Annotated in this window: 13 protein-coding genes; 5 read left to right on the forward strand and 8 right to left on the reverse strand. The window is 71.3% G+C overall.

The genetic code is table 11. The features are described 5' to 3' along the window. Positions 1-4: 4 nt before the first annotated feature. Genes IF22_RS0125390 through IF22_RS0125405 form a run of 4 tightly spaced genes read right to left on the reverse strand, consistent with a single transcriptional unit; the run spans position 5 to position 7,728 of the window. Entirely contained in the window at positions 5-2,248 is a 2,244-nt protein-coding gene (locus tag IF22_RS0125390) for a glycosyltransferase family 4 protein (protein ID WP_030336190.1), read from the reverse strand. Continuing rightward, the gene (locus IF22_RS0125395) at positions 2,245-3,894 is read right to left on the reverse strand and encodes a stealth family protein (protein ID WP_209444602.1); all 1,650 of its coding nucleotides are present in this window, start codon (positions 3,892-3,894) and stop codon (positions 2,245-2,247) included. The genes IF22_RS0125390 and IF22_RS0125395 overlap by 4 nt, the downstream gene beginning before the upstream one ends. After that, positions 3,891-5,879 (reverse strand): PIG-L family deacetylase, encoded by a 1,989-nt coding sequence (locus IF22_RS0125400; RefSeq protein ID WP_156057861.1) that lies wholly within the window; start codon positions 5,877-5,879, stop codon positions 3,891-3,893. The genes IF22_RS0125395 and IF22_RS0125400 overlap by 4 nt, the downstream gene beginning before the upstream one ends. Continuing rightward, positions 5,869-7,728: a stealth family protein gene (locus IF22_RS0125405; protein WP_156057864.1), complete on the reverse strand. Its 1,860-nt coding sequence runs from the start codon at positions 7,726-7,728 to the stop codon at positions 5,869-5,871. Before IF22_RS0125405 ends, IF22_RS0125400 begins: the two co-directional genes overlap by 11 nt. A gap of 503 nt (positions 7,729-8,231) precedes the next feature. Here IF22_RS0125405 and IF22_RS0125410 point away from each other — a divergent pair. After that, the gene (locus IF22_RS0125410; RefSeq protein ID WP_030336199.1) at positions 8,232-9,152 is read left to right on the forward strand and encodes a DNA-3-methyladenine glycosylase family protein; all 921 of its coding nucleotides are present in this window, start codon (positions 8,232-8,234) and stop codon (positions 9,150-9,152) included. 95 nt (positions 9,153-9,247) lie between these two features. Here IF22_RS0125410 and IF22_RS0125415 read toward each other — a convergent pair whose 3' ends face one another. Both IF22_RS0125415 and IF22_RS0125420 read right to left on the reverse strand, forming a co-directional pair. After that, positions 9,248-9,670, reverse strand: coding sequence for an SRPBCC family protein (locus IF22_RS0125415; RefSeq protein WP_030336200.1), 423 nt, complete (start codon positions 9,668-9,670; stop codon positions 9,248-9,250). A 112-nt stretch (positions 9,671-9,782) separates the two neighbouring features. Beyond that, positions 9,783-9,995, reverse strand: a complete 213-nt coding sequence (locus tag IF22_RS0125420; RefSeq protein ID WP_030336201.1) for a hypothetical protein — start codon at positions 9,993-9,995, stop codon at positions 9,783-9,785. Between the two features lie 135 nt (positions 9,996-10,130). On the opposite strand from IF22_RS0125420, the gene IF22_RS0125425 reads away from it, so the two are divergent. The 4 genes from IF22_RS0125425 to IF22_RS0125440 are packed head-to-tail and all read left to right on the forward strand — an operon-like array spanning position 10,131 to position 13,909. After that, entirely contained in the window at positions 10,131-11,246 is a 1,116-nt protein-coding gene (locus IF22_RS0125425) for an ATP-dependent DNA ligase (RefSeq protein ID WP_030336202.1), read from the forward strand. A gap of 58 nt (positions 11,247-11,304) precedes the next feature. After that, complete coding sequence (locus IF22_RS0125430; protein ID WP_051708781.1) at positions 11,305-12,876, forward strand: alpha/beta hydrolase; 1,572 nt, start codon at positions 11,305-11,307, stop codon at positions 12,874-12,876. Positions 12,877-12,897: 21 nt separating this feature from the next. After that, positions 12,898-13,350, forward strand: coding sequence for a GNAT family N-acetyltransferase (locus IF22_RS0125435; protein WP_030336204.1), 453 nt, complete (start codon positions 12,898-12,900; stop codon positions 13,348-13,350). Positions 13,351-13,375: 25 nt separating this feature from the next. Next, positions 13,376-13,909, forward strand: coding sequence for a hypothetical protein (locus IF22_RS0125440; RefSeq protein ID WP_156057867.1), 534 nt, complete (start codon positions 13,376-13,378; stop codon positions 13,907-13,909). A 256-nt stretch (positions 13,910-14,165) separates the two neighbouring features. Here the strand turns inward: IF22_RS0125440 and IF22_RS0125445 are convergent, their stop codons facing one another. Beyond that, on the reverse strand, positions 14,166-14,891 hold the full coding sequence (locus tag IF22_RS0125445) for an ABC transporter ATP-binding protein (RefSeq protein ID WP_051708782.1): 726 nt from the start codon (positions 14,889-14,891) through the stop codon (positions 14,166-14,168). A gap of 11 nt (positions 14,892-14,902) precedes the next feature. Next, entirely contained in the window at positions 14,903-15,898 is a 996-nt protein-coding gene (locus IF22_RS0125450) for an ABC transporter ATP-binding protein (protein ID WP_030336210.1), read from the reverse strand.

The raw sequence follows: 15,898 nt of genomic DNA on the forward strand, positions 1-15,898 counted from the left end.
GGGTTCACGGACGGTCAACGACGACGATCGACAGTTCGCTGTCGCGGGTGTAGTACGGCCGGACCCGCAGCAGTGGCGCCGGGTCCTCCTCGACGAGTTCCAGTCCTGGGTCGTCCACCAGGTATATCTCCGGATAGTTGTAGACGAGCTTCTTGTCGACCACGTCGTCGACGAGCAGACCCAAGCGGACCTCCCGATCCGTGTCGGCTCGCCGTAGCCAGAGATCCCAGTCCTCGTAACGGCCCAGTCGGTGTGCGGCCAGTTCGTCCACGGCCACGTCGATGCGCAGATGACCGCCACGGGTCCGCAGAACCGGCACGGAGACCATGCCCTCGCGGTGGCCGCGTCGGTGCAGCACGGCCCGGTCGGGGGTGCCCGAACCGCACCAGACGGCCTCGATCGACACCCGCTCGCCGCTGAGCGCGATCCGCCGCACCTCCGCGTGCTCCTCCCGCACCCAACTGCGTACGGCCAGAAAGCCGTCCGCCGTTCGGTACGGCAGGTGCGCACGGATCGGGTTTGCACCGCCAGGACCATCCACCGGTTGGTAACCGCCGGCGAGTACCCGCGTGTCGATCCGGTCGGGCGTCAGTCGCTGGCGCGCCCCCGTTACCGGCTGCACGTACGCGTTCCAGCGGCCCTCCGGCAGCGCGTCGGCGGGCAGCACCACCGACTGGTAGATCCCGTCGTCCTGTGGTTCCAGTGGCATCCGCACCTTCTGCCCGCTGTCGCGGTCGCGCAGGAGCAGGTGCGCACCCGCCGCGAGCCCGGACGCGTTGACATGCAGGCTGAGACCGTGGTCCGGCAACACCTGGCAGTTCACCTTCGGCCCAGCGCCCGGCGCGGCAGCCCGCCGACGGATCGCCTTCTGCAACCGGGCGGAGGTGGCCCGAGCCTGCCGGATGCGGGAAAGGCGGACCAGAGCACCCATGCTCGCCCGGCGAGCCAGGTCGCTGCCGGCGATCCCGCGCAGCAGCGGGTCGCCCAACAGCCGCGCCAGACCAGGTTCCCGGACCACCTCACCGCCACGAGCCAACACCGAACGGCCGGTTCTCGGTCCCTTGGCCGACCGGGTGACCCGCGACGGCCGCCCGGTTGCCGGGCCTCGCTCAGCCAGCACGGCGGCGCACTGCTGGGCGAAGGACTCCGCCAGCGTGTCCGGATCGAACCGCGCCGCGTTCACCAGCGCCAGCTTGGCCAGCCTGGCCCGGAGGTCGTCGTCGCTCATCAGCGTCCGCAGCGCGGAGGCGTAGGCGTTGATGTCGTCCATCGGGACCAGCAGGCCGTCGACGCCGTGCTGGATGATCTCCCGGGGGCCTACCGGGCAGTCGGTACTGACAACGGGAAGGCCGAGCCGCATCGCCTCCACGATCGTCATGCCGAACGACTCGCGTTCTGAGGAGACTGCGGCGATGGAGCCCTTGACCCACTCCGTGGACATGTCCTCGCGCCGGCCCATCAGTTGGACCTGGTCGGACAGGCCCAACTCACGGATCTGTGCGGTCAGCGCGGGACGCTGCGGGCCGTCGCCGTAGATCCGCAACTTCCAGTCCGGGTGGTCGCCGGCGATCCTCGCGAAGGCGGCGATGAGCCGGTCGTACCGCTTGATCGGGTCGAGCCGCCCGGCGGTGACCACGATCCGGTTGGACCCGTCGGTGGGCGGGACCGTGGGCTGGGGAACGCTGTTCGGCAGCGCCTCGACGCGAGTGTGGGGTACCGGATTGCCGGAACGGAACGCGGCGGCGTCAGCCTCGGTCACCGTGAAGGCCAGATCGATCCGGTCGTACGAGAGCCGGATCTCCTCCTTCAACGCGTCATCGATCAGGTCCTGTGTCATGTGCTCCTGCGCCACAAGGACCGCGTGGTCGGGGCCGTGCCGCGCCACCACCAGGTTGATGCCCGGCCGGGTTCCCACGACCACGTCAGCCAAGGTCGAGCGCAGATAGCCGATCATCCGTTCGTCGGTGAGCCGGCTGTACTGGGTGTGGAACTCCTCGCTCTTCGGCACCAGCAGGGACGGCTCCCGAAGCTGGGGATCGGCCCGGTCGGGACGTCGCGGCCGGGTGTCGACGAGAGCCACCAGCGCGATCCGGTCATCGATGTCGAACATCGGCTGGTCGGTACGGCGGAACACGGAGGCGATCTCGACGTCGTGACCTTGGCCCACCAGGGCGGTCGCCAGGTTGAGTACGGCGCGGTTGGTGCCGCCCACGCCGTACATGTTGTGGATCAGGAAGGCGAACTTCACCCGATGGTCCTCAGTTCGTAGGGGCTGGGGACCGGGAAGTACGCCTCCATGAACGGTTCGAGGATGGTCATCTGGTGCTGCAACTGGGCGAAGGTCGAGTAGGCGTCGTTGATGCAGAAGGTGTCCCAGTCCCGCCGTGCCTCCGCCCGGCGCAGCCGTGCCTCCAGGTCGGGTACCGCGAGCTGGACGTAGCCGTAGTTGACCCGACCGGGCAGCGCGCGGCCGGTCAGGAACGCGTAGTAGTGGTGCAGTGAGTATGTGATGGTCAGGTCGTTGGCACTGCGGAATCGACTGCGCATGGTGGCCTCGTGCTCGGCCGGGAACTCCCGCTCGATCTCCGCGAGGATGCTGCGCCGCAGCGGATAGGGCACGTGCTGGCTGCCCTGGGTGAGGGTACGGCCGAACCGCTTCTCGATCAGTGCCCGGTTGTTCTTGATCATCGCGTCCACCGGGGAGTCCAACTCGCTGATCTCGCCGAGCGGAATTCGGTTCTGGGACAGGAAGAACTTGGTGTTGCCGTTGGCCAGAAAGAACGTCTGCGGCGCCAGCGGGCGACCGAAGAACATGTCGTCGTTGAGGTACAGGAAATGCTCGGCGAGGCCGTCGATGCGATGCAACTGACTTTCGATAGCGCAAGAGTTGAAGGTCGGCAGCGCGTCCGGGGCCGCAAAGATCTCCTCGTGGTTGACCAGGAAGATGTTGCCAGCGCTCAGGTCGAGCCAGGCGGGCCGTTGGTGGTCGGTCACGATGTAGATGTTGCGAACCCACGGCGCGTTCAGATGCAGAGACCGCAACGAGAACTTCAGCTCGTCCCGGTTGATGTACCGGGACTCACTCGCCGCCTCAGCGTGCAACGACTCGCCACGGACGCCCGCGCGGCGCTGCTGCCACTCTGGATCCGCGCCGTCGACCCAGGTGTAGACAACGTCGATCGGGAAGTCGATGTCGTCCGGGAGCAGGTGGTCGAACTCGGGGCGGCTACGGCGGGGCGGGTGCCACTTCACCGGGGACGCGAGGCGGCTCAGCCGGTGCTCGCCCACCTGTACCGGCGTGCCGTCCAGTGCCACCGCCCGCATCATCCGGTTGGGCCGGGGCGAGCGGAGCAGTCCGGCCTTCCGGTCGGGCTTCCAGAACTCGATGTCGCAGCCGTACGCCGGGCCCAGGATCAGCTTCAGGCTCGGGTCCGCGCGGAACCAGGTCAGCTTGATCGCCTGCGCGGCGTACAGCTCGGTCCAGGCCGGCGCCTCCGACGCGTCGGTGAGCCCGCCGACGATCGGCGGCCGGGGCAGTACCTGGCTCACATAGCAGGTCTCCGCCCCGCCGAGCTTCTCCAGTGCGCCAAGTGCGGCCAACCGGTCGACCTCACTCACGCCGATGACCGGCGTCCGGTCGTCCATGCCGCGCACGAGGAAGTAGTCCACCCCGTGCGCCTCCAGCGCGCCGCTCACCGCGTCGACGTTCAGCTGACGCCCCAGGATCGGAGTCAGGTCGGCATGCACGTGCGCGGTACGACGTCCACCGTCGACCAGGACCTCACGCAGCTCGCCCGGGCCATGCCCAGCGCCGCCCGCCGGCACGGACCCGGCCACGTTGACGGCCCGGGATGGTACGACCGCGCGCTGCGGTGCCACCGGCGTGTTGTTCACGGCACTTCCTTCATCGATGTCACTGACGATCCGAATCGTTGCGGTCGCGAGACGCGTAGGCCACCCGCTGTCGACACGGCCAGGACGACGGGGCGGCCGCTGCCGTCAACCTGCACCGCGTGCCCACCGGTGATCGGCGTCGCCTCACGAAACCATCGGCAGGGCGTCGACCCGTCCGGGTCCAACCAGGCGACGCTGGAACCGGAAGCGTCGTCGCGGACCGCGAGCAGGACCGCGCCCGCCCGGGAAACGTACCGGACGCTCAGCGGGCCGGGACCACCGTGTCCGCCGAGGTCGGCCGCCGTCGACAGGTCCCACTCCCGACCGGCCCCCCGGGTGCGGTACGACAACAACGACGCCGAGTCCCGTCGTCGGAACAGCAGCAGCCGCTCGCCGTCAGGCAGCCGCGTCACGGCGGGGGGCCCCGCCGGTGCCTCCGTCTCCAGCACGGCGTACTCGGCCGTGAGTTCCGGTACGGAGACCAGCCAACGTGCGGTCCCGGTACGCGCCGCGGCGAAGACCTCCACGATGTGGCCGTCGAGCGCGACCGCGGTCAGGCCGTCCTGGACGTCCCGGCCGCCGAGATCCTGCCACCGCGTCCAGGACGTCCCGTCGTGCAACCGACAACTCAGTCCCTTGTCGGCGTTGCGGACGAGCAGCAGCACGCCACCGCCGGGCAGCGGGACGGCGTGCGGCATGCCGAGGTGCCGACGCTTCGACGGATCGTCGAGCCCGGCGGGGTTGCCGAGCGACTCCCAGCGGACGTCCGTGTCACCCGGGGCCGCCGGCAGCACGGTCGTGCAGATGTCACGAACGTGTCGATCGGGCTCAGCCGTGATCTTCTGCCGCACCGTGAACAGCCGCCAGCCACCGTCCGCGGCGGCCAGCCCGACGACGTGCGGCAGGAACCCGGCGCCGGCGAGCTCCCGTCCTGGGGAGAACGCACCGGTGTCGGTCTGCTGCCAGTGGACCACCTGGCCGCCGCGTACCGCGAAGGCTGACAACCTGCCGTTCGGGCCCGGCGCGGACCATGCCTGCGAGCCGGGATAGCGCAAGGTGGTGCCTGACGCGTTCCCACCCCCGATCGCGTCGCCCCCGACCTTGCGGTCACCGCGGCCCACTGGACCGTCGGCGGGCAGACCGTCCGCCCAGCCGTAGATGTCCTTGTACCGCTGTTTGACTGCCCGCGCCTCGGGACTGAGGTTGGACGGCCACCGCCGGACGTAGTAGCCGCGGAACGCCTCGACGGACGTGGCTTTGCCACCCCCTTCGGCGAACCACCGTTGGGCCGCCTCGTGTGCGAACAGTCCAGTGACGGTGTGGGCAATGTGGTCGGAGTAGTCACCGGTGTCGGCGTGCTGCGGGTTCGCCCTGTCGTGCAGTTGACGGTCCGGGTCCGGGTCCATCGTCCACAGCAACGTCGGCTCGACCTCGCGCAGGAGGTGCAGCAGCGCTCCGATCAGGCTCTCCCGGGAGTAGACGAAGCTCCCGGAGACCGGCGAACCGAGCGGCACCATGGTCGGTGTGACGGTTGCTTCGCCGGTCCACAGGCGCTGCAGTGGGCCAGCCTCGCTTGGCGAGCTGGGGGGCGGCGTGCACCAGAGGTTGAGAGACACCAGCCGGATCTGTGGCGCGTCGACAAGTGTCGAGAGATCCGCCTCGATGCCCGGACCCACGGTGACCGCATCCCGGCGCCACTTGGCGTCCCGATCGCCGAGAACCATCTCCCCGTACGCGCGCCGGAGCCCGTTGAATCGGGCGGCGGCGAAGCCCTCGAAGTTCACCGGCAGCGCGGCATGTGCCTCGGACCCGGCCGGAGCGTTACGTCCGTCCGCCTCACCGGCGGTCAGGCAGACGGTCACGTGCAGCTGGCTGTGGCGCAGCTGGTTGACGAGCAGCGGGTTCATGAAATAGAGGTCGTCGTCCTGATGGGCCACGATCGCCATGGACCGTGGGCTGCCGCTGAGCTGGCGATCAGACGTCACGGCGTTCCCCAACGGGGTCGGGTCCTCGGTAGGGCCGGTTCCTCCGGTCTGGAACCGCCTTGAAGTCGGTGACCGTGTTGAGCATGTTGTTGGGCATGGTGGGAGCGTCGATCGGGGCGCCCCGACGGGCGTCCTGCACCGAGCGGTACGAGCGCCGGTACAGCTCCCCGGCGCCCACGCTCCGCCGCTCCGCCACCACGTCGTCCGGCAGCTCGAACGGGGCGGGGAAGGGCAGGTAGCGCGGCAGGAAGTCGGCCAGCATCCGCTCCTGCTCGGCGAACGTCCGAGGGTCGGAGTCGGTGTCGTTGAGGCAGAACACGTCGCGGTTGCGGCGGGCCAGCAGCTCGGCCAGTCGGGCGGGGGTCGAGGGGTGGCCCAGGTCGGCGTACTCGTACTCGATGTCGCCGGGGACGGCCTGCGCGGTCAAAAACGCCCAGTACTGGTGCAGCGACGACGGGATGGACAGGTCGCCGTGGTGCCGGAACCGGTGCCGGGCGGTGGCCATCACCTCGTCCGGCAGCGTGCCCTCGATCTGCTGCATGATGCTGCGGCGCAGCGCGAACGGGGTGTGCTTCATCTTCTGCGTGATGGTCACGCCGAACTGCCGCTGGATGTGCCGGCGGTTGTTCTTCCCGGCGGCCTTCACCGGCGGGTCCTCCGGCTTCGCCTCGCCCAGGCCGAACTGGGCCGGTGAGGGGAAGAACTTCGCGATCCCGTTGGCGTGGAAGAAGTGGTTGGGCAGCAGCGGGCGACCGAGGAACACGTCGTCGTTGAGGTAGAGGAAGTGTTCGGACAGGCCGTCGATGCGGTGCAGCCGGGACTCGATGGCGTGCGAGTTGTACGACGACCGGCCGCCGAGGTCGGCGAAGAGTTCGGCGTGCGAGATGACCGTGATCATCGGGTGGCTCGGGTCGAGCCAGCTCGGCAGTTGACTGTCGGTGATCAGGAAGATCCGCCGCAGCCAGGGCGCGAAGCTGTGCAGCGACCGCAGCGAATACCGCAGCTCGTCGCGGTTGTGATAGCGCGAGGAGTTCGCGGCGACCGCGTGCAGCGGGCCTTCGGGGGCGCCGAGCGCCAGCGACTTCCGCTTCAGCCACTGCGGGTCGGAGCCGTCCACCCAGGTGTAGACGGCGTCGATCGGGAAGCCGATCCGGTCCGGCGCTCGAACGGCCAGGTCCCGGCGGGTGCCGTAGGTGTGGTCGTCGGCCTCGGGCACGAAGTGGCTCATCAGCGCCGCCGCCACCCGGACCGGCTGAGCCCGGGCGGGTGCCTCGTCGACGACCCCGTTGCGCCGCGGCGCGCGGACCATGTCCCCGTGCCGGCTCCAGAACTCGATCTCGCAGGCGAACTGCGCGCCGAGGACCACACCGGCGCGGGTGTCGGTCACCGGGAAGCAGACCTGGATCACCTCGGTCGGGGTGGCGTCCGGTTGGTCCCGACGGGGCTGGACCTGCACCACCCGGACGTCCGCGCCGGCCAGTGCGGGGGCGGAGCGGATCAGGCGTTGGACCGCCGGCCGGTGGTCGTCCAGGACCGCGACGGTGCTGCGCAGGTGGTCGTCGTTACGGATGCAGTGGTATTCGATGCCGGCCGCGTGCAGCGCGGTGGTGACGGCCGTGAGGTTGCGGTGCCACTGCTGCAACGGGGTCGCCGTGGCGACGACCTCGGCCCGGGTGCGAACGCCACCGTCGGTCACTGCCACCCGGGCGCCGAGGGGATGCACCGTGTCGCCGCCGCGCGGGCGGGAGAGCGTCTGCACCAGGCCCATCCGCCGGTGCGCGGGCAGCATGCCCAGCAGTCGCCGCCGGGCCGGTGACGGCAGGAGTCGGTAGATCTTCAGGGCGATCATGCGCTGGGCCGTCCGTTCGCTACGGCCGCCTCGTCAGCGGGCACCGTTCAGCCCTGCGTACGGTTGGCGGGGCGACGTCCCACTCGCGATGATTCGACACACACCCGTGCGGCCATCACTGCATGCCTTTCCACAGATCCCCCGTTGGCACCGCGTGGCGATCTGGCGTCAACCGCGCGTCGCCTGGCGGCGGCTGGCGGCGGACACCGATCTCCGGGCCGGACCGCGTTCTCCCGTGAGGGACGACGTTGGCCGCCGCAGGTGGCCCGGGGCAGTGCATGTTACCTGCAGGCCATCAAATAACCACATGATCGATACCTGGCCTACAGGCAAAAATGGCATAAGGGCGGTATGGGGGTATTCGAGAAGATAATCCTGGCCATTCGGGTGGTTCAATGACACCGGGTCGGTCGACCGAACGTACCCTCGCGAAGCTGCTCAACTCCGCGTGCGACCGGTACGGCCGATCGCCGGCCGCTGCCGTGACCTGGCAGAGTAGCGGGGTGACCGAGACCGGACCCGCCGCGACGAGGGTGCTGCACCCACCGGTCGGCTACCGGCTGGCCGCTTCGGTCCGCGCGCTCACCTTCAGCCCGTACGACCCGTGCGCCCGGGTGGCGGCCGGCACCTTCTGGTGGGCGACCCGTACCCCGGACGGTCCGGCCACGCTCGCGCTGCGACCGGCCGGCGGGGAGCTGCTCGCCGAGGGGTACGGGCCGGGGGCCGAGCACGTCCTCGCCCGCGCCGACGCGATCGCGGGGCTGCGTGACGACCTGACCGGCTTCACCGAGCTGGCCTCGGCGCACCCGCTGGTCGCCCGGCTGGCCCGGGAGCACCGAGGGCTCCGGATGCCCGCCACCGGGCAGGTCTTCCCCCGGCTGCTGCGCGCGGTCTTCGAACAGAAGGTCACCGGCAAGGAGGCCTACCGGGCGTACGCGGCGATGGTGCGGCACTTCCGGGAACCGGCTCCCGGGCCGCTGCAGCCGCTGCTCCTACCGCCCGAGGCCGCCGCGGTGGCCGCCACCCCGTACTGGGTGTTCCACCCGTTCGGGGTGGAACAGCGTCGGGCCGACACGCTTCGTCGCGCCGCGGCGCTCGCCGACCGCCTGGAGCGCAGCACCGACGCCACCGACGCCACCCGTCGGCTCACCGCGATCCCCGGCATCGGGCCGTGGACGGCCGCCGAGGTGGTCCGGATCGCCTACGGGGACCCGGACGCGGTCAGCGTCGGCGACTACCACATCCCGAACACGGTGGCCTGGGCGCTGGCCGGCGAACCGCGGGGCGACGACGCCCGGATGTTGGCCCTGCTGGAGCCGTTCCGAGGTCACCGGGGCCGGGTGTGTCTGCTGCTGGAGGCCGCCGGCATCCGGGCGCCGAAGTACGGCCCTCGGGCCCCGATCCGCTCGTTCGCCGGCTACTGACCCGTTGGGGGCGGACGCGCTCACCGGCCGGCGCAGAGCCGACACGGTACGGCCCAGCCTGCACCCACCGATGCGGCGGCGGGAGAGCCCGACTGTCAGCCCCGCTCGCAGCGACGCCGGAGCCCGTCGGCCTCCATCCGCAGGTAACGGCGGAGCAGCCCGCCGTACAGCCGGCCGATCAGGCCGGCCAGCGGACCGGACTGGTCGATGGCCAGCTCGACGCGGGTACGCCCGTCGGGCAGCGACAGCAGCCGGTGCTCCCCCGTGGTCCGCACACCCGGCGCGCCGGAAACCCACACGAACTCCCGCCGCTCGGTCAACTCGGTGACCCGCCAGAGGGCCGGCCGCAGCTTCGGCTGCGTCAGTCGGGCGGTCGCGCCGACGGCGAGCGGCCCCGGTTCCCCCCGCTCGACCTGGGTCACCGAGTCGGTCCACTCGGGCCAGCTCCCCACGTCGACGAGCACCGCCCAGACCTGCTCGGCGTCCGCGGCGATCTCGGTATCGGCCTCGAACCGCATCACGTTTCCTCCCCGGCGGCGCCGCTCGGCACCGCCCCGGGTACGGACGAGGCCGCCGCGAGCATTGTGACAGCCCGATCCTCCTCAGTGGAGGCCGGCGGCCGGCCCGCGGTCAGGCGGCCTCGTGCAGGTCGGCCAGGGTGAGTGGGGTACGCCGACGCAGCAGCTCCTCCAGCTCCGGCACCGAACCGACCTCGCCCAGCACGTTGCGGCCACCGCCGAACCGCTCCGGGTAACGGCGGGTCAGCCGGAAGCGGTAGCGGCCCCGGATCAGCTCGACGCTCACCCGCCACCGCCCGCAGCAGTCACAGACCCACTCGGACACCTCGCGAAAGTAGCTCTGACCTGGGGTTATTCGATTCGCCCGGTCGGGACGAGCGACGCGTAGACGGACACGCCGCCCCGGCACCCACGGTGATCTGCCTCACGACTGTCGGCACCGTCTGATTGACTGGTCGGCGTGGACCTGCCGATCAACCCTCCGGTCGAGCCGATGCTGGCCAAGAGTGTTCCCAAGCTGCCCACCACGCCAGGGGTGACCTACGAGCCCAAGTGGGACGGGTTCCGCTGCATCGTGTTCCGCGACGGCGACGAGGTCGAGTTGGCCAGCCGGGGCGGCAAGTCGATGACCCGCTACTTCCCCGAGGTGGTCGAGCAGGCCCGCCGGCAGTTGCCGCAGCGGTGCGCGGTCGACGGTGAGTTGATCGTGATTCGGCGCGACGGGCCGAGCGGCCAGCCCCGGCTGGATTTCGAGCTGCTGGCCCAGCGCGTCCACCCCGCCGCGTCCCGGGTGAAGATGCTGGCCGAGACCACCCCGGCCGACTTCGTCGCCTTCGACCTGCTGGCCATCGGTGACGAGGCGCTGCTCGACCAGCCGTACCCGCGCCGCCGGGAGCGGCTGGTCCAGGCGCTGGCCGGGGTGCGTCCGCCGGTGCACGTCACCCAGGTCACCACCGATCCGGACACCGCCCGGCGCTGGTTCGACGTCTTCGAGGGCGCCGGGTTGGACGGTCTGATCGTCAAGCCGGCCGACCTGCCGTACGAGCCGGGCAAGCGCTTGATGTTCAAGGTCAAGCACGCCCGCACCGCTGACGCGGTGGTGGCCGGCTTCCGCTGGCACAAGTCCGGCCCGGTGGTCGGTTCGCTGCTGCTCGGCCTGTACGACGACGCCGGGGTCCTGCACCACGTGGGGGTGAGCGCGTCGTTCAGCATGGCCCGCCGCGCCGAGTTGCTCGACGAGCTGGCGCCCTATCGGGACACCGGCGGCGAGCACCCGTGGGTGCACGGCGACCACGAGCGCGGCCAACGCATCCCGGGTGGGGTGAGCCGGTGGACCGGCACGAAGAACCTGGAGTGGGAGCCGGTGCGCCCGGAGCTGGTGGTCGAGGTGGGCTACGACGCGATGGAGGGCGAACGCTTCCGGCACACCGCCCAGTTCGTCCGGTGGCGCCCGGACCGCGACCCCCGGTCCTGCCGCTACGACCAGCTCGACCGGCCGATCCGCTTCGACGTCGACCAGGTGCTGCGCGGCGATCCGACGGCCACCGTGGACCGCGCCGCCACCGGCCCGGCGTAGCCTGGCCGTCGACCCGATCCCGGAGGACCACGTGACCCGCACCGCCGACCAGCCTCGGATGGCGACCAGCCGCCGGGTCCGTCGCACTCTCGTCGCCTTCGGCGTCGCCGCGCTGCTCACCGCCGGTTGCACGCTGCCGGCGTTCGCGCCGCGCACCGAGGTGGAGGGCGCGGCTGCCCCGACCGGCAGCGCACCCACCTGGCGGCCGTGCCCGGAGGTGCCCGACGAGTTGGTCGGGCGGAGCGCGCCGAACATGCGCTACGAGTGCACCCGCATCGCCGTGCCCCGTGACTGGGGCACCGGCGGCGGGGCGAGCACCGGCCCGGGCGCCGGGGAGACCTTCGAGATCGCCCTGCTGCGCGCCCGGTCCACCAAGCAGCGCGACCGGGTGGGCTCGCTGGTGGTCAACCCGGGCGGTCCGGGCGGGTCCGGCGTCGACACCGCCGTCTACCTGTCCTTCGGCCCCCAGTTCGGCGGGCTGCCCACGTCGATCACCGAGCGCTTCGACATCGTCGGCTTCGATCCGCGCGGGGTGTCCCGGTCCAGCCCGGTGAAGTGCATTTCCGACGCCGACCTGGACGCCAGCTTCGGTTACGACCCGGACCCGGCGAGCCAGGCGGCATTCGACGGCTTCGTCGGCCTGAGCCAGCGCATCGGGCGCGGCTGCGGCGACCGGTACGGCGACCAGTTGCCGCTGTACGGCACCGAGCAGGCCGCCCGGGACATGGACGCGGTACGCGCCGCCGTGGGCGACGACAAGCTCACCTACCTGGGCTACTCGTACGGCACCCTGCTCGGCGCCACGTACGCCCAGCTGTACCCGCAGCGGGTGCGGGCGCTGGTGCTCGACGGCGCGGTCGACCCGCAGCAACGGTTGGTCGAGGGCTCGGAAAGCCAGGCCCGCGGCTTCGAACGGGCCTTCACCAACTTCACCACCTGGTGCGCGGCGAACGCGGGCCGCTGCCCGATCGCTCCGGACGCCCGCGCGGCCGTCACCTCGGCCATCGACAAGGCCAAGGTCTCCCCGGTACGCGGTGCGGACGGGCGGGAGGCCACCGCCGGCTGGGTGTTCTACGCCGTCATCTCCTCGCTCTACACCGAGTCGGGTTGGCAGGAGCTGGCACAGGCGATCGACAAGCTGGCCGAGGGCGACCCGAAGGACGTGTTCCGGCTCGCCGACGCGTACGCCGGCCGGGAGGACGACGGGCACTACTCGAACCTGTTCGACGCCAACCTGGCCATCAACTGCGCCGACGAGACGGAGAAGCCGAGCCGGGAGCAGATCCGACAGTTGCAGTCGCAGTGGCGCGCGAAGTATCCGCTGTTCGGGCCGGCGTTGGCGGTCGGCATGTTGAGCTGCGTCGAGTGGCCGGGCGGGCGTGACCCGTACCCGACCGGCAAGGCGAACGGCGCGCCGCCGATCGTGGTGGTCGGCACCACCGGCGACCCGGCGACACCGTACGAGCAGACCCCCCGGCTCGCGTCGATGCTGGGCGTCGGCCGGGTGCTGACCTGGGAGGGCGAGGGGCACACCGCGTACCCGCAGACGTCCTGCATCACCGATGCGGTCGACGCCTACCTGCTCGACCTGACGGTCCCCCGGGAGGGCCTGCGCTGCCCGCCCCGCTGAGCGGTGTGACAGGCTCCCGGCATGACCGATCTGATCTACCGGGAAGCGGTCCGGGCTGACCTGCCCGCCGTCATCGCCCTGCTCGCCGACGACGTGCTGGGCAAGGCCCGCGACTTCACCGAGGTCGACGAGGCGTACGAGCGGGCGTTCGCGGCCATCGACGCCGACCCGCGCAACCAGCTGATCGTGGCCGAGCAGGGCGGCGACCTGGTCGGCTGCCTGCAGATCACCTACATCCCGGGTCTGGGTCGGCACGGCAGCGAGCGGTCACTGATCGAGTCGGTCCGGGTCCGCTCCGACCGACGTGGCCAGGGGTTGGGCCGGGACCTGATGACCTGGGCGATCGACCAGGCCCGGCAGCGCGGCTGCGCGCTGGTGCAGCTCACCACCGACAAGACCCGCGCCGACGCACACCGCTTCTACCTGGGCCTCGGCTTCGTGGCCAGCCACGAGGGCATGAAGCTCGCCCTCTGACCGCACACGGGCTACGTTCGCCGCCATGAGCAAGCCGAGGAGCCCCGGGAGCCCGCAGCAGCGCCCACCACGGCGTCGGCGAGGTCTGCTGCTCCTGGCGGTCGGGGTGGTGCTGCTGGTGGCGGCGTTCTGGCTGCCCGGATGGCGCAGCGTGTACCCCGACCGGACCGAGGTCGTCCCGGGCGCACGGCTGGTCGGTTGGGCGTTGCCCTTCGCGGTGATCGCCGCCGGGAGCGCGGTGCTCTCGCTGACCACCACGGAGGGTCCCGCTCGTCGGGTGTGGCGGCAGGCCAGCCGCGGACTGCTCATCGCCAACGCGCTCGCCTGCGGCAGCCTCACCGGCGTGTACTGGTACTTCGAGGCCGAGGATCCCTTCGTCGGCCACGAGCTGCTCTCGACCGCGCCGGGCCCCGGCATCGTGCTGGCCCTGGTGGGCTGCCTCCTGATCCCGCTCGCCGGCGCGCTTCCCGAGCGCCACCAACCGACCAACCAGCCCGGAGGCAACCAACCCGAGGGCATCCAGCCTGGGGGCAACCAGCCCGAGGACAACCAGCCCTGACCGGGCCGGGCGCCGTTGATGCCGGACGGGGGCCAGCACTTCTCCCTCGGGCCCTTTGGAGCTGATGTCGTAAACGATTCACCGCCGCGATTCAGCTACGACATCAGCTCCACAGTGGGCGCGACCACCATGCCCTACCTGTCGCGCCGGCCGCCCGACAAGCCGACAACAGCCAGCCCCCGACAACAGCCAGCGCCCGACAGCGGCCAGCGCCCGACAGCGGCCAGCGCCCGACAGCGCCAGCCGTCGACAGCGTTCAGCCGTCGACCAGACGACCGTCGCGCAGGACGAGAACCCGGTCGGCGAGGTCGATCAGGGCCGGATCGTGCGTGGCCACCAGTGCGGTCATGCCGCGGGCGTGCACCACCGCGCGCAGCAGGTCCATGATTGACCGCCCGGTCTCCGAGTCGAGCTGACCGGTGGGTTCGTCGGCGATGAGCAGGTCCGGCTCGTTGGCCAAGGCGCGGGCCACCGCGACCCGCTGCTGCTGCCCGCCCGAGAGTTCGTACGGGCGCTGCGCGGCGTGCCCGCCCAGGCCGACCAGTTCCAGCAGCACCGCGACGCGCTCTTCCCGCTCCGCAGCCGGCACCTGCGCCAGCCGCAACGGCACGCCCACGTTCTCGGCGGCGGAGAGGATCGGCACCAGCCCGAAGGTCTGGAACACGAACCCGACGGTGCCCCGGCGCAGCCGCAGCAGCTCCGCCTCCCCGGCGGAGGTCACCTCGTGCCCGGCCACCACCACCTGACCGCTGTCCGGTCGGTCCAGCCCGCCGATGAGGTTCAGCAGCGTGGTCTTACCGGCCCCGGAGCGGCCTCGGATGGCCACCAACTCGCCTCGCCCGGCAGTGAAGGACACGTCCCGCACGGCGTGCACGGCGTGCTCACCCCGGCCGAAGGTGCGGCTGACCCCACTGACGCGGACCACCTCGTCGGAGTTCGTCGTCAGCCCGCCGCCGAAGCCGGTCGCGCCGGTCACCACCATGTTCCGCTGGCTCATGCCCGCGCCCCCCGATCCTCCGAGGCCCGGTCGCCGGGCCGTACCTGCACATGGTCGGGCTCCAGGTCGAGCCGGACCCGCTCCTTCAGCGCGAGCGCGTCGACGAACGCCGCCGGCAGCTGCATCCGACCGTTGCGGTCCAGCACCGCGTACTCCTCGCTGACCAACTCCGTGTTGCCGTCCGCGTCGATCCGGGCGGTCCGGCGTACCTCGGAGGCGGTTCGGCCGTCGCGGATCGCGACGGTCCGGCGGACCTGGGTGGCCACGGCGTGGTCGTGGGTGACGACCACGATCGTCACGCCCAGTTCCGCGTTGATGGTGCGCAGCGCCGCGAAGACCTCCGCGCCGGTCGCCTCGTCCAGCTCACCGGTCGGCTCGTCGGCGAAGAGCACCTCGGGGTCGTTGGCCACCGCCACCGCCACCGCGACCCGCTGCTGCTCGCCGCCGCTGAGCTGCCCCGGCCGCCGGTCGGCGCAGTAGCCCACGCCAACCAGGTCGAGCAGTTCCCGGGCCCGCTCCCGGCGAGCCCTGCGGCTGCGCCTGCCGGCCAACTGCATCGGCAGCTCGACGTTCTCCAGCGCGTTGAGGTACGGCAGCAGGTTGCGGCCGGTCTGCTGCCAGACGAACCCGACCAGCTGCCGCCGGTAGCTCAGCCGCCGCTTGGCCGACAGCGAGAGCAGGTCGTAGTCGGCCACCCGGGCGATACCGGCGGTCGGCGTGTCCAGGCCGGAGAGGATGTTGAGCAGGGTCGACTTGCCCGAACCGGAGGCACCGACGATCGCCACCAGCTCACCCCGGTCGATGACCAGGTCGAGCCCCTGTAGGGCGACCACCTCCACCCCCTCGGTCTTGAAGATGCGCACCAGGCCGTCGCAGACGATGTGCCCGCGGAGACGGTCCTGCCCGCCGGCCCGCTCGGCGGCGCGAAGCGCTGCCCGCTGTTGCAGCGCGGCCAGGTCAGGCACCAGTGGCGTCTGGGCGGTAGCGGTCAT

It is taken from the genome of Micromonospora parva (assembly GCF_000718515.1).
Taxonomy (GTDB): Bacteria; Actinomycetota; Actinomycetes; order Mycobacteriales; family Micromonosporaceae; genus Micromonospora; species Micromonospora parva.